At 69.4% G+C, this 13629-nt stretch carries 15 protein-coding genes; 4 read left to right on the forward strand and 11 right to left on the reverse strand.

The genetic code is table 11. The annotated features are described in order from the left end of the window. Window positions 1–45 precede the first annotated feature (45 nt). Window positions 46–570: a PadR family transcriptional regulator gene (locus tag ACZOOI_RS13645; protein WP_465280906.1), complete on the reverse strand. Its 525-nt coding sequence runs from the start codon at window positions 568–570 to the stop codon at window positions 46–48. A 109-nt stretch (window positions 571–679) separates the two neighbouring features. Here ACZOOI_RS13645 and ACZOOI_RS13650 point away from each other — a divergent pair, with 109 nt between their 5' ends. Both ACZOOI_RS13650 and ACZOOI_RS13655 read left to right on the forward strand, forming a co-directional pair. Continuing rightward, complete coding sequence (locus ACZOOI_RS13650; protein WP_465280907.1) at window positions 680–1222, forward strand: hypothetical protein; 543 nt, start codon at window positions 680–682, stop codon at window positions 1220–1222. A gap of 81 nt (window positions 1223–1303) precedes the next feature. Further along, the gene (locus ACZOOI_RS13655) at window positions 1304–2590 is read left to right on the forward strand and encodes a carotenoid oxygenase family protein (RefSeq protein ID WP_465280908.1); all 1287 of its coding nucleotides are present in this window, start codon (window positions 1304–1306) and stop codon (window positions 2588–2590) included. 42 nt (window positions 2591–2632) lie between these two features. Here ACZOOI_RS13655 and ACZOOI_RS13660 read toward each other — a convergent pair whose 3' ends face one another. The 8 genes from ACZOOI_RS13660 to ACZOOI_RS13695 form a co-directional block, all read right to left on the reverse strand. After that, window positions 2633–3433 (reverse strand): endonuclease/exonuclease/phosphatase family protein, encoded by an 801-nt coding sequence (locus tag ACZOOI_RS13660; protein ID WP_465280909.1) that lies wholly within the window; start codon window positions 3431–3433, stop codon window positions 2633–2635. Window positions 3434–3552: 119 nt separating this feature from the next. Next, on the reverse strand, window positions 3553–3852 hold the full coding sequence (locus tag ACZOOI_RS13665; protein ID WP_355544859.1) for a hypothetical protein: 300 nt from the start codon (window positions 3850–3852) through the stop codon (window positions 3553–3555). A 96-nt stretch (window positions 3853–3948) separates the two neighbouring features. Beyond that, window positions 3949–4917, reverse strand: coding sequence for a hypothetical protein (locus ACZOOI_RS13670; protein WP_465280910.1), 969 nt, complete (start codon window positions 4915–4917; stop codon window positions 3949–3951). Between the two features lie 3 nt (window positions 4918–4920). Further along, window positions 4921–5286: a hypothetical protein gene (locus tag ACZOOI_RS13675; RefSeq protein ID WP_465280911.1), complete on the reverse strand. Its 366-nt coding sequence runs from the start codon at window positions 5284–5286 to the stop codon at window positions 4921–4923. Window positions 5287–5692: 406 nt separating this feature from the next. After that, window positions 5693–6154, reverse strand: coding sequence for a pirin-like C-terminal cupin domain-containing protein (locus tag ACZOOI_RS13680; RefSeq protein ID WP_465280912.1), 462 nt, complete (start codon window positions 6152–6154; stop codon window positions 5693–5695). Window positions 6155–6200: 46 nt separating this feature from the next. Further along, complete coding sequence (locus ACZOOI_RS13685; RefSeq protein WP_465280913.1) at window positions 6201–7028, reverse strand: radical SAM protein; 828 nt, start codon at window positions 7026–7028, stop codon at window positions 6201–6203. 281 nt (window positions 7029–7309) lie between these two features. Beyond that, the gene (locus tag ACZOOI_RS13690; protein WP_465280914.1) at window positions 7310–7843 is read right to left on the reverse strand and encodes a class IV adenylate cyclase; all 534 of its coding nucleotides are present in this window, start codon (window positions 7841–7843) and stop codon (window positions 7310–7312) included. A gap of 374 nt (window positions 7844–8217) precedes the next feature. Next, on the reverse strand, window positions 8218–8676 hold the full coding sequence (locus tag ACZOOI_RS13695) for an ATP-binding protein (protein ID WP_465280915.1): 459 nt from the start codon (window positions 8674–8676) through the stop codon (window positions 8218–8220). A 192-nt stretch (window positions 8677–8868) separates the two neighbouring features. Between ACZOOI_RS13695 and ACZOOI_RS13700 the strand changes: the two genes are divergently transcribed. Both ACZOOI_RS13700 and ACZOOI_RS13705 read left to right on the forward strand, forming a co-directional pair. Then, window positions 8869–10221, forward strand: coding sequence for a tetratricopeptide repeat protein (locus tag ACZOOI_RS13700; RefSeq protein ID WP_465280916.1), 1353 nt, complete (start codon window positions 8869–8871; stop codon window positions 10219–10221). 30 nt (window positions 10222–10251) lie between these two features. After that, the gene (locus ACZOOI_RS13705; protein ID WP_465280917.1) at window positions 10252–10758 is read left to right on the forward strand and encodes an NUDIX domain-containing protein; all 507 of its coding nucleotides are present in this window, start codon (window positions 10252–10254) and stop codon (window positions 10756–10758) included. A gap of 333 nt (window positions 10759–11091) precedes the next feature. Here the strand turns inward: ACZOOI_RS13705 and ACZOOI_RS13710 are convergent, their stop codons facing one another. Both ACZOOI_RS13710 and ACZOOI_RS13715 read right to left on the reverse strand, forming a co-directional pair. Continuing rightward, complete coding sequence (locus ACZOOI_RS13710; RefSeq protein WP_465280918.1) at window positions 11092–12066, reverse strand: pirin family protein; 975 nt, start codon at window positions 12064–12066, stop codon at window positions 11092–11094. A gap of 258 nt (window positions 12067–12324) precedes the next feature. Continuing rightward, complete coding sequence (locus ACZOOI_RS13715; protein WP_391587182.1) at window positions 12325–13512, reverse strand: ROK family transcriptional regulator; 1188 nt, start codon at window positions 13510–13512, stop codon at window positions 12325–12327. Window positions 13513–13629: the final 117 nt, after the last annotated feature.

Below are 13629 nucleotides of genomic sequence, written 5' to 3' on the forward strand. Positions count from 1 at the left end.
CCGCCCGCGCGGCGCGCACCGCGCGGGCAGGCCCGTCGCGCCGGCTCACTGCGTCGGCGGCGTCACCTGCTCGGCCGCCCATTCCGCCCACTCGCGCTGTACCTGCGACAACCGCAGCCCGTACTCCAGCGCGATCCGCCCGTACACCGACAGCGGGCCGTCGTCCCACTCCACGTTCGCCTGTACCGCCTCCAGTCCCGCATGGGTCCCGGCCGCGGCCTCGGCCTGGGCGGCGAGATAGTCCCGGGCCTCGGCCGGATCCAGCGTGTCCAGGAAGAAGACCCGCAGCAGCATGCCGCTGCGCCGGACCCGCTCCGGCTCGACCTCGACCAGCCAGTGCCGCAGCTCGGTCCGCCCGCTCGCGGTGATCGAGTACTCCTTGCGGCCGCGCGGGCCCTCGGCGGTCACGTCGAGCAGGCCCTCTGCGGAGAGTTTGCCCAGTTCGCCGTAGACCTGGCTCTGGGTGGCGGGCCACACGTTGGCCAGCGAGGTTTCGAATGCCTTCAACAGGTCGTAGCCGCTGGCCGACCGATTGGCGAGGAGTCCCAGGAGGGCATGACGGAGGCTCATGACCCCAACTTTACCACTCAGCATTGACATGTCGAAATAGGAACGTCCATGCTTGACCTGTCAGCAGCGCAATGTCGCGCCGAGTGCCAGATCGAGCCAGGGGAATCCCGTGAACTACGTACGCAACTTCGCACCGTGGATCGTCTTCGCCGCCATTCCCTCGACGAACTGGCAGTGGGGCGCCCTGGCCGCCCTGGTCGTCACCGTGGTGATGGCCGCCCAGGACCACCGGGCCGGCCGCGGGGTCGACCTGCTCGCCTACAGCAGCGCGGCCTTCTTCCTGGTGCTGACCCCGATCGCGTTCGCCGCGCCGGACGCCGCCTTCCACCGCTACGTCGGCGCCGCCTCGTTCGCGTGGCTCGCGATCACCGCGTGGGGCTCGCTGGCCCTGCGCAACCCGTTCACCCTGGTGATCGCCCGCCGCTCCACCCCGCGCGAGATCTGGGGCCTGCCCGGCTTCCTGCGGGTCAACGTGGTGATCACCGCGGTCTGGGCGGCGAGCTTCACGGTCACCGCGCTCGCGCTCTACCTGGTCAAGGCCGACGACCTCGCCGGCGGCGTGGCGATCGCCGTGCAGGCCGCCGGATTCGTGGTCCCGGCGATCTTCACCGCCCGCTACCCCGCGATCGTCCAGGCCCGGCACGCCGGGTGACCCGCGCCCCGCACACCCCGTAACCCCGCACCGAGCACGGCCGCCGCCCGCACGCCCGCACGCCCGCCAGGAGCCCGCATCATGACGCCGTTCCACCTCACCGGCAACCACGCCCCGGTCACCGAGGAGCGCACCGAGACCGCCCTGCGGGTCAGCGGCGAACTCCCCGTCGAACTCACCGGTTCCTACCTGCGCAACGGCCCCAACCCGCGAACCCCCAGCGGCCACTGGTTCCTCGGCGACGGCATGGTGCACGGCGTGCGTCTGACGGCCGGCCGGGCCGCGTGGTACCGCAACCGCTACGTGCGTACGAACAACTTCGACACCCAAGCCCCGCTCCGCCGTGCCGACGGCGCCCGCAACCTGGCCAACGGCGTCGCCAACACGCACGTGGTCCGACACGCCGGCCGCACCTTCGCACTCGTCGAGAGCTCGTACCCCTACGAGCTCACCGAGTCGCTGGACACGATCGGGCCGTACGACTTCGCCGGCCGGCTGCGCACCGCGATGACCGCGCACCCCAAGACCTGCCCGACCACCGGCGAGCTGCACTTCTTCGGCTACGGATCGTTCGTCCCGCCGTATGTGACCTACCACCGCGCCGACGCCGCCGGTGAACTCGTGGTCAGCCGCGACCTGGACGTCCCGGGCCACACGATGATGCACGACTTCAACCTCACCGCCCGGCACGTGGTCTTCATGGACCTGCCGGTGGTCTTCGACCCGGTCCGCGCCCGGGCGGGGACCATGCCATACGCGTGGGACGACGGCTACGGCGCCCGCCTGGGCGTGTTGCGGCGCGACGACCCGTACGGTGCCGTTCGTTGGTTCGACATCGCCCCGTGCTACGTCTTCCACACGCTGAACGCGCACGACGAGGGCGCCGACCGGATCGTGCTGTACGTCATGCGCCGTTCGCACCTGTACCGCACGGATGCGCCGGACGGCGCCGCCACGTTGTGGCGGTGGACCATCGACCTGGCCGGTGGAACCGTGCGCGAGGAGCAACTCGACGACCGGGCATCGGAGTTCCCGCGTGTGGACGACCGATTCGCCGGGTTGTCCACACGTCACGGCTTCACCGTGACCGAGCGGGCGGTGTTGCGCTACGACCTGACCGACGGGACCGCCCTCGCGCACGACTTCGGCGCCGGTCGTACGCCCGGGGAGGCCACGTTCGTGCCCACCGACGAGCGGCCGGGCGGGCCCGGCCTGCTGCTCACCTACGTGTACGACGCGGCGAGTGACACCAGTGACCTGGTGGTGCTGGACGCGGACGACCTCACCGCCGACCCGGTGGCCACCGTGCATCTGCCGTGCCGGGTGCCGTTCGGGTTCCACGGCAACTGGCTGGCCGATCCGGCGTAACCACCCGGGCCACGAGATGCGCGCGGGCCGGCCGACTCCGGCTCAGGACGCCGTCGTTCGCCGGCTCAGCCACGCCTGGACCGGCCAGTGGTCGGACGGGCAGCGGCCGTCCCTGGTCCAGGTCAGCGCGCGTGCGTCGAGCACGTCGAAATCGGCGGTCGCCAGGATCCAGTCGATCCGCTCGCCGTCGACCGGTGGTTCCCAGTTGTTGTAGGTCCGGGTCGTGCCGGCCGGGTCCACGTCCCGCAGCAGCCCGCCCGCGGTCAGGGTCGCGTACGGAACGCTGTCGGTGCCGACGTTGAAGTCGCCCACCACGATGGCCGGTTCACCGGCGAACCGGCGCGACAGCAGCGCCCGCAGCGCGTGCGCGCTCTTGCGCCGGGCGTTGGCCGAGACGTGATCCCAGTGCGTGTTCACGAAGGCGAACTCCCCGCCGGAGTCCAGATCCCGGAAGCGGACCCAGGTCATCATCCGGGGATGCCGCCAATTGCCCCACGTGCGCGATCCGATCAGGCGCGGGAACGCGGACAACCACACGTGGTCGAAGGCCAACGGCTCCAGGCGTTCGACGTCGTAGAAGACCGCACCGAACTCGGACCCGCTGCCCCCCTCGCGCCCGAGGCCGATCCAGTCGTACTCGGCCCGCAGTTCGCGGGCCAGCGGCCGGAGTTGATGCCAGCGCCCCTCCTGGGTGCCGAGCACGTGCGGGTGCTCGCGGCGGATCGTCTCCACCACGAGCGGAAAGCGCTCCCGCCACGAGTTCGGCGCCGGGTTCTCCGGGCCGCGCAGATTGAACGTCATCACGTGCAGCGGACCGCTCATGTCCCGGGGACCATCGCTCATGTCCTGGGGACTACCACCGAGACGACCGCCGCACGCCGGACGTCACCCGTCGACCACGCCCGTTCGGGCCACGGCCGCCGGGCCCGACCGCGGTGCGGCCCGGCCCGTGCGGCCCCGGCTCAGCTGAACACGTCGCTGACCGCGTTGACGCCGGCCGTGACGAAGTGGTCGACCAGTTCCGAGAGCGAGGACGCCACCTGGGTACCGGACAACATCACGCCGGCCACGAAGGCCAGAACCAGGCCACCGATCTTGTAGTTCTTGTGGGTGACCAGGTAGAAGAGAATGAAGATGATCAGGATCGGGACACCGACGGTCACCCCACGACCGACGCTGCTCGTCTCGGTGGTCACCGCCGATTGGAGCTCGACGATGGAGTCGGGCGCGGCAGCGGCCACGGCGCTCAGCGACATGTGCATGATTCCCCTCCGGTCCTGCGGTCGTCCGCCGGTCCCTGTTTGCCTTGGCGTACCCGTGATATGACGGTTCGTAAGCTACTCACATCGCACGCACCGTCACCCGCCACCGATGGGGATGGATGCGCCGGCCATCAGACCGGCGAGCACCCAGGCCCAGCGCATCAGCCGCAGCAGCGGCCACTTCGCGCTGACGATCACGATCCAGAAGCCCATCATGAGCCACAGGCAGAAGGCCGCCATGAAGTTCGCCTCCGATGAGCAGCTCACGAGGAGCCCCGCACCGTAGTAGGCGGCGAATCCGGCGGGAACCAGCATGATCAGCTCGGTTCCGCCGAACGGACCACGGGTGGGTCCGACACTCCCGTCGGCACCCCCCACGAACGGCGGCTGCACCTTGGGTGTACCCGAACCCGCGCCCGGCGTACCGGAATCGGCGGCGCCGGCGGCATCGTCCGCAGCGCCGGCCGCGGGACCTCGGCGAACGAACCTGCTCAGCCCGGAGGAGGCGGTCGAGCCGCCCGCGGTGTCGGCCGCGGGGCCCGCCGCGGCGGCGCCCGCGGCCGGGCCGGCCGCCTTGGTCGACTTGCGCCACGGCAGCTTGCGCGCGCTTTCGACGGGCGTCGCGGGGGCGTTGTGGCGCCCCGGGTCACGGGGTTTCATCACGTGCCGCACCGTGGGCCGCGCCGGCCGATCCGCCGCAGCGGCGGTGCCGCGCTCGGCGCGTTGCGCCTGGGCCCGGCGGGCCTCCTCGGCGCGTCGGTCCTCGGCGGCGCGTCCGGGGCGCGTGGGCGGACCGACCGCGCGCTCGGTCGTACGCCGGGTCTCGGCCGCGGCCGCCGCGTCCCGCTCGTGCTTCCGACGCTCCCGCAAGTCCCGCCGCCAGGAGGGCTCCTCGTCGTCCCGAGGTGCGCTCGACGCGCGCGAGGGCTTGCTCGCACGCACCGCGCGAGGCGCCGGGAAGGCCGGCTCCTCCTCGTCGGGGTCGGCGAGTTGGCGACGACGGACCAGGTCGCCGAGCCGAAGTCCGCGTGCCTCGGGGGGCGGTGGCGGTTCGTACGCGCTCATCGCCTATCCCCCTCCCGACTGACGTGGACACGGCTTGCAGGCACGGCTGTGCCGATATGCCGCCAGTATCCACGGCACCGCGATCGCGAGCGCGAACAACTCACCGTCGCGCGCGCGTCCTTTGAGGTGCAGGACCACCGCGAACACCGCGGCGGTGCCGAGGATGAGCATCGTGAGCGCGTTCGAGTGGATGATCTTCAGCGCGATCCAGTTCGTGGACGAGGCCCGGGTCTTGACCGTGCTCTCCACGAACTTCTTGCGCCAGTCGGTGGCCATCACGGCCCCCAGGGCCCGGTCGCACCGGGCCACGCACGGGTCGACGGAAAACCCGTGGGCGACGTACCGGTCGAAGCCGGTCCGATCACCCACGAACCGGTCGGGGAGATGGCGAAATATGAAGCGTGGGGCGGCCGTCGGTCACCGTCGCCGATGCCGTGTGCCACCCGGGAGGGCCAGGACATACGCGGACTCCTCTCGTCCGGTGTCACATCGCGCCGTCGACCGGGGCCACTTCGGCCCGGCGGCGGAGCTCACGGTGGTGAGGTGACGGCTCCACTCCTCTTTCCGCAGGCCGCGCTCATAGCGCGGCAAACCGGTACGTTCCATTTGACCTTGTTCAGTGTGGCCAGTGGGCGGGACAGCGTCAAGGGGCGACCGGTCGGCTCCGTTGCGTAGCCCACGCGCTCGCCCCTGTGAGGCATTCCCTTGCACCCTAAGGGCTCTGACGATCCGTCAGATTCCCCGCCGATGATCTTCGGCCACTGTTGACCGGCCGTCAGATTCGGTCCGCCGGAGCCCTTCCCCTCCGACCCGTCTCGAAGTCGTCGAGCGCCTGCGCCGGTTCGGCGTGCGTGTTCGTCACGAACAGGCCATACCAGGCGACTTCCTCGCCGATCGGCTGTCCACCGGGAACGATCACCTCGAGGTTCGGCTTGTTCGAATCCTGTCGCACATCGCCCTGGAGGGCGATCGTGTCCCCGACCTCGAACACCGCGAGCCGGCCGGTTTCGATCGGTCGACGATCGACCCCCACGGTGCCGGAGCCCGCGAGCACGTACACCGGGGCGTGGTACTCCTTGCGCCACGGCAGCGAAAAGTCGCGCCCCGGATCGACCGAGGCGTGCAGCAACGTGATCGGGGTGTGCGTGATGCCCGGCCCGTCGAAGCCGCCGACCGAGCCCGCGATCAACCGCACCAGGGCGCCGCCGTGCCGGATCACCCGCCCCGCCGAGGTCACGGATGGTCCGACGTACTCATGAAGTCGTCCCGGCCACGCCCATCACTCAGGCAACGTCGCCATACTGGCTCGTCAGCCGCCGGAGTTCGGCGTCCTTGAACGCCTTCACCTCTTCCACGATCCCGCTCTTCGACAGTTCGGCCACGGGCACGCAGAGGTCCATGCGCTGGATGCAGACACCGACCATGTACTCCCCCTGCTCGGTCAGGTACAGCCGGACGCCGTAGTAGCCCTCTTGGCAGTCCGTGTCGTTGTTGAAGCTGCACGACGCGCAGGTGTCCGGAAGCCGCACCGGCAGCAGCCGTTTGACGTAGACGGCCCGGCCGCCGAGTGCCCGGTAGAGGGTGCGTTCGTCGGAGGTACCGGCGGTGAACGTCCGCAGCACCGGTTCAGCACCGACCCGGGCCAACACGTCCGATATCGCCGCGATCGACTCCGGCCCGTCCTGGATGCTGGTGAGCATCCGCACATCCGCGAACTGGCCGTACGACTCGACCAGGTTGACGACCCGATCCACGTGGGCCACTCCGGGAACGACGATGTTCACGGAGACCTTCACACCGTTGGACACGGCGGCGCGGATGGTCTGCTCCGCGGCACGAATCTTCGCGTCGGCCAGGCCCGCCGACTTGAAGCGCTCGGACTGAACGGCCCGGAGTTCCTCGGCAGTGGTGCCGAAGACCGAGACGTTGACCCGGTTGAGGCCGGCTGCCGAGCATTCCGGCATCACCTGCCGACCGCGCTCCCCGTTGCTGGTCATTCCGACGCTCAGCCCCATTCCGGTGAGTGCCGAAACCAGTGAGGGCACCTCCGTGTGAAGGGTGGGCTCCCCTCCCGTGAGGTGAACCTCGCCGGCGTCGAACGCCCTGGCCACGGGTCCGCACCGCCCGCCGGAAGGCCATGTCCGGGGCCATCTTCGCCGAGAGGAAGTTGACGCCGTTCGTCTCGCTGTAGATCGACACGCGCCCGGTCTTGCCCGGCCCCGAGACGAAGGGCAAAAGCGTGCGGCCCCTATTGTCGGCCGTGACCGGCGTTCCCTCGTTGTGGCAGAAGGTGCAGGCCAACCCGCACTCGTCGATCACCTTGACGCGGATGGTCCCGTCCCGCACGACCCGGACCGCCGGGCGTTGGGTCACAGACAAGGGTTGCCTCCTGTCACTCGAATGTGAGCCGGGGGATCGCTTCGATGTCGATCCCGTACCGGCGGTAGACCTTGGTCGTGTTCTCGCTCGTCAGTTCATCCAGAGGTAGCCCGAGGGCGAGCACCATTGCGTGGACGTGATCGGCGCTGTCCCCCTCGATCTCCAGGTACGGAGGGATCAGCGGCCAGTGGTCGATCTCGATGGCCACGCCGCCCAGCGTCCAGGAAGACCGGCGGTTCTCCTGATATGCCTTCGGCCGGTAGCCGAGTTTGCCGAGGAGCGTGTTCGTGGTGTCGAAGTCGCCGACGGTCGTCTCCGTTTCGGTCACGCCGTCGATCGCGTCGGAGTGAATTTCCTTGACGCACAGCGTGACGCTGCTGCCGGTGTCGCGCAGACGAACCCACGTGCCGGGCCGGCCGGGGATGTCGTAGACGTAGCGGCGCTGGGACCGGTCACCGAGGTGCTCCGCCCCGGCCTCAGCCAGACGCGCACGCATCTTCTCCGGCTCGATGCCGAGGATTTTCGCTTCGAACTCAGTCGTGGTCATGTGCGGTTGCCCTTTCAGGCGAGGTTCGGGACACGCGAGCGGACGTTGTCGGCGATCTCGCCGGCCACCTCTTCCGGCGTGCGGTCGGTGCCGTCCACACTGACGAGATCGAATGCCCGGTACACTCGGCAACTCTCGGCGACGTTCGGCTCCTCACGCTGGTGCCAGTAGCTCAGCGCCCCTCGTTCGGCCCGCCGACGAAGGCGCTCTTTCCATTCCTCGTTCGGCGGTCGGAGTCCAGCCGATGTGCAGCGCACACACCGAGGAGGAGCAGAGTGACCATGTGCCCGAGCGCCCAGACGCCGGTTGGTACCACTCCGGCCGGATCACGGTGCTCGCCGCGGTAAGGCCCCTTGTTGTGGTGGGTCAGGCGGTCATGAAGTGCCCGTCCTCAGCTCGAACCAGACCCACTTTCCGAGCGGCGCCCAGGTCACGCCCCAGCGGGAGGAGAGGGACTCCACGAGTCCCAGGCCGTAGCCGGACTCCGCCTCGCGCTTCGGGTCCGTGCGGCACGGAAGTGCGCCGGAGGAGTCCTGGACCCCTACCCACACTGACGCCTTCTGCCGGTTCACCGAAACGGAGATCCGCGTGCAGCCCGTGTGCTTGGCCGCGTTGCCGACCAGCTCACTCACGAGCAACTCGGCCACGTCGCCCAACTCCTCAGCGGACCAAGCCGTCAGAGCGGCGGTCACCAACTTCCGGGCGGACCTCGCGGATTCGGGGAGACAGGGCAGCTCCAGGAAGCAGCCGAGGTCGTCAGGCCGTACTACCGGGATCTCGAGGTACGCGGTGCCCGAAGGGCCCGCGGGCGTTGCGATGACGCTGACGGACATGCGGCCTCCAGTCTGCGAGCGAATCAGATAGCTGTGACGCCGCCCCGTGGCCCCTTACGACATGGCCAAGGAGGCGTCTTCGGTGGCGTCACCGTTCCGACACTCAGTGAACCCTGCGAACATCACAATCGGTACGCATACCTGCGCGTAGAGTGGTTTAAGCGGTTTACAGCAGCAGGCGGGGGGTTGATTGTGGACACACGCAAGGAGGCCAACAACCGCCTGAGGGAGACGATTTCAAGCACTGGCTGGACCTATGAGGCGCTGGCCGGCGCGGTACGGCGGATCGGCGCGGAGAACGGCGAGACTCTGTTGACCAACAAGTCCGCCGTAGCCCACTGGGTCAATGGCAGACAGCCGGCGGGCCAGGTCGGCCAGTACATCGCCGAAGCGCTCTCCCGGCGTGCCGGACGCCGGATCACCCTGGCAGAGATCGGCTTCGCCGCACCCGAAGAGTCCTTGGCAATCAGTAGCGACCCTGTCGAAACGGCCGCCATCTTGGGCCGCGCGGATGTCGAGCGTCGCAACTTCCTGGCTGTCGCGGCGTTTACGACCGCAGGGGTTGCCATGCCCCTGCGCTACGACCCCGAACCGATCTCCCGCCTGATGCGAGCCCGAACTACCACGGCCCGCGTCGGCGTCGGAGAGGTCGAAGTCGTCCGACAGATCACCGCGGTGTTCAGCGCGGCGGACGAGCGACTTGGCGGAGGGCATGGACTGACCACCGTGACCGCATACCTCGCAGACACGGCAGCCCCTATGCTCCACTGCCGATTCCCCGACGAGAGCACCCGACGGCGAGCCTTCGGAGCCGTAGCTGAACTGGCCTACTTGGCGGGCTGGAAACACCACGACCTCGGCCAAGAAGGCGCCGCCCAGCACTACTACCAACTCGGGTATCAACTCGTCGTCGAGACAGACCCCTACGGCCACGCGGGGTGGATGATGCGTGCCTTGGCCCACCAGGCGCTCAGCCTCAAGCAGCCTCACAATTGTGTGGCGTTGATCGAGAACGCACTCGCACGCAGCGTCGGTCGGGTAGACGGACAGACCGAGGCGCTTCTCCACATCACCCACGCAAGGGCGTTCGCCGCCACCCGCGACAAGCCCGCTGCAGCCAGAGCACTCCTGGCCGCAGAGGACGCCCTCACTCGGCACGATGGTCCGCAGCCGACTTTCTCACTCGTCAGTGGCCCGGCGGCCGGCACAGTCGCCAGCCACACCGCCCGGACCCTCACGGACCTCGAAGACCACGCGGGCACCGAGCAGCAGCACCGCGCCGCGCTGATCCGCTGGGACGCCGAGAAGTACAAGCGGGTTCACGCCCTCACCTACGCCGACCTCGGGGACAGCCTGGCCGCTCAAGCCCGAGCGGAAGAGGCCGTGGCCACGTGGGGGCGCGCGCTCGACCTCATGGAGGGGATGACCTCGAACCGCACGAGAAAGGCGATCAGCTCGATCCGCCCCCAGTTGGCGATCTACCGTAGACGCGGAGTCCCAGGAGCCAGCGACCTGGAACGCCGCGCACGCGAGGCACCGACCTAACAGCCACAGCGCCGGAAGGGACCGAACGACGTGGCCCAGACAAACGCCGACCAGATCACCGCGCTCAAGCCCGCCACGGCGTCGATGACACTGCTGGTTGCCGCCGTGATCGTTCACGACCGCGAATCGCGGCGAGTGGCCCTTCTTCGACGTGGCCCCAAAGCCAAGTTCGCCCAAGGCATGTGGGATCTTCCCGTCGGCAAGAGCGAGCCCGGCGAACCAATCACGCAGACCGCAGTGCGCGAGCTCAACGAGGAGACCGGACTCGTCGTGTCGCCCGATGATCTGCGCTTGGTGCACGTCATCCACGGAGCCCGAGGCGTCGAAGCCCCCAACGGCTTCTTGACCGTGGTGTTCGCCGCGCACTCATGGTCGGGCATCCTCGGCAACGGGGAGCCCGAGAAGCACTCGGAGGTTGCGTGGGTGAGCACCGGCTCCATCCCGCAGGAGTTCGTATCCACCACAGGCACGGCGCTTCTCAGCTACCTCCAGGATGGCCCCAGCATTTCGCTCGACTCGTGGCAGCTCGGATCCTGAACGAGCGAACGGCCGCAGGGTGGCCGGAGCCGATCATGAGCGCCTGGGGTGCCGGAGCCCGCGAGCACGTACACCGGGGCGTGGTACTCCTTGCGCCACGGCAGCGAAAGTCGCGCCCCGGATCGACCGAGGCGTGCAGCAACGTGATCGGCGCATGGGTGATGCCGGGCCCGTCGAAGCCGCCGACCGAGCCGGCGATCAGCCGCACCGGTGACCGTCTGGAAGCCTCGTCGCGGGTGCCGCGGGGTTGCCCTACATGACCCTGACAGCCGGCGCGATCGAGCCCCGGCCATTGTCCGGATGGGGCTCGGTCGCGTGGCGTCCCAGCGAGCCTTACAGTCCGCCCTCGGACATCCCATGCACGGCCGGGATCGTGCCCAGCCGCCCCTTCTGGAAGTCCTCGAACGCTTGCTGAAGTTCCGCCCTGGTGTTCATCACGAACGGCCCGTATTGCGCCACCGGCTCCCGGATCGGCTGACCGCCGAGAAGGACGATCTCAAGATCCGGCGCATTCGAATCCTGCTTCTCGTCCGCGCGCACCGTCAGCGACGAGCCCGAGCCGAACACAGCCGTCTGCCCCAGGTGCACCGGTCGACGTTCCGCGCCGACGGAGCCGCGCCCGGCGAGGACGTACGCGAGGGCATTGAACTCCTCGCGCCACGGCAGCGTGATCTCTGCGCCCGGCGCCAGCGTCGCATGAATCATCGTGATCGGTGTGTGCGTGATGCCCGGTCCTTGGTGGCCGTCCAGCTCGCCGGCGATGACGCGTAGGAGTGCACCGCCATCCGGAGACGTCAGCAACCGGACGGTGCCGCCGCGAATGTCCTGGTAGCGCGGGGGCATCATCTTGTCCTTCGCCGGAAGGTTCACCCACAGTTGGAGCCCGTGGAAGAGTCCGCCGGACACGACGAGGTGCTCCGGCGGCGCCTCGATGTGGAGCAGGCCGGACCCGGCCGTCATCCACTGGGTGTCGCCGTTGGTGATGGTGCCCCCACCACCGTTGGAGTCCTGGTGGTCGAAAATGCCGTCGATGATGTACGTGACGGTCTCGAAGCCCCGGTGGGGGTGCCACGGGGTCCCTTTCGGCTCCCCAGGCTGATACTCCACCTCGCCCATCTGATCCATCATGATGAACGGGTCGAGGTAGGTCTGCTTCACACCCGCGAAGGCACGCCGAACCGGGAAGCCCTCACCTTCGACACCACTCGGCGCGGTGGTGACGGAGAGTACGGGACGCGGCCGCGCGTCGAGACCGGGTTCCGGCAGACGCGGCAAGGCCAGCGGGTTGGAAACGGTGACGGCGGGCATGGCCTGCTCCTCGGATGCGAGTGCGGTCCCGGCTTTCCCGGGCCTTGCTCGCTCCAACGATAGTTGCTCGCTCAACATTCCCTGTGCGGAGAATCCGGAGAATCCTTTTTTGGGCAGCAACAACTCCCCCGGCCCGCCCACTCGGCCCGATTACTCAGCCCGGCCGGCGTTTGAGGCCGGCCCAAGGCAACCGACGCCCAACGCCGAACGAAAAACAGACCGGCCCGGCCGGCGCTCGAGGCCGAAGTCGGCCCGCCGTCAGGCCGGGAGCGCCCGATTCACGCTCGGCAACGAGCGCCCACCCGCGAGCCGCGCGAGTGTGGTGTCCACCGAGTCGGGCGACAGAATCTGGTCCAAGGCCATGAAGGCGCAGCCGGTCAGCCCCGCGGCCTCCCCCAACACGCTCGGCACGATCCGCAACTCCCGCGTGGCCACGGCCGTGGACCGCTTGTACACGACCTCCCGCACCCCCGCCAGCAGCGGATCGCCCGCGTCGGCGAGGTCGCCGCCCAGCACCACGACCGCCGGGTTGAGCACGTTGACCACGCTCGCCAGCACCTCGCCGAGCATCCGCCCGGACTCGCGCACGAGTCGAACCGCCTCGGGCTGACCGGCCGCCGCGAGCGCCACCACGTCCCGCACGCTGGAGACCTCGCGGCCGTCCGGGAAGCGTGCCCCGTGCGCGGCCAGTGTCTCGATCAAGTGCCGCCCGCTGGCCAGTACTTCGAGGCAGTCCACGTTCCCGCACCAACACCGCACACCGGTGCCGCCGGCGACCGGGATGTGGCCGATCTCGCCGGCCGCGCCGAGCGCGCCCCGGTACACCTTGCCGTCGGCGACTATCCCCGCGCCGATGCCGGTGGATGCCTTGACGAATACCAGGTCGCCGGCGTCGGCCCGGGCCCGGTATTCGCCCAGGGCCATCACGTTCACATCGTTGTCCACGTACACCGGTACCGGCAACCGGCGTTGCAGGGTGGGCGCTATCGCCACCCCGTCCCAACCGGGCAGCGTCGGCGCGCCGGCCGCGCGACCGGTGTCCAGTTCGACCGGCCCGGGCACGGCCACCCCGACGCCGCGCACCCGCGCCGGGTCGAAGCCCTCTTCCGCGAGCATCGTGTCGATCCAGGCGGGCAGTCCGGTGAGCACCGCGTCCGGCCCACCCTGGGCGGCCATCTGGGTCTCCCGGCTGGCCAGCACCCGGCCGGTCAGGTCGCAGACCGCGAGCTGACCGCGGCTGCTGCCGAGCGAGGCGGCCAGCACCAGGCCGCCGTCGGGATTGAGTTCGAGGCGGATCGGCGGTCGGCCGCCGGTGGACACGCCGTCGGCCCGCTCGGCGAGCAGGCCGGCGTCGACCAGCTCGTCGATCCGAGCCGCCACGGCGGATCGGGACAGCCCGGTCAGCCGGGCGACGTCGGCCCGGGTCTCGGCTTCCCCGTCACGCACGAGGCGAAGGACCTCGCCTGCACTGCTGTGCGGGATGGGATTCGCGCGTCGGGCCATGCCATCCAGTGAACCAGGGCGGCTTTCCCTCGGTCAAAGCCCTAAGTTCACTACTTCGAC

The sequence above is a fragment of the Embleya sp. L77 genome (assembly GCF_055557415.1).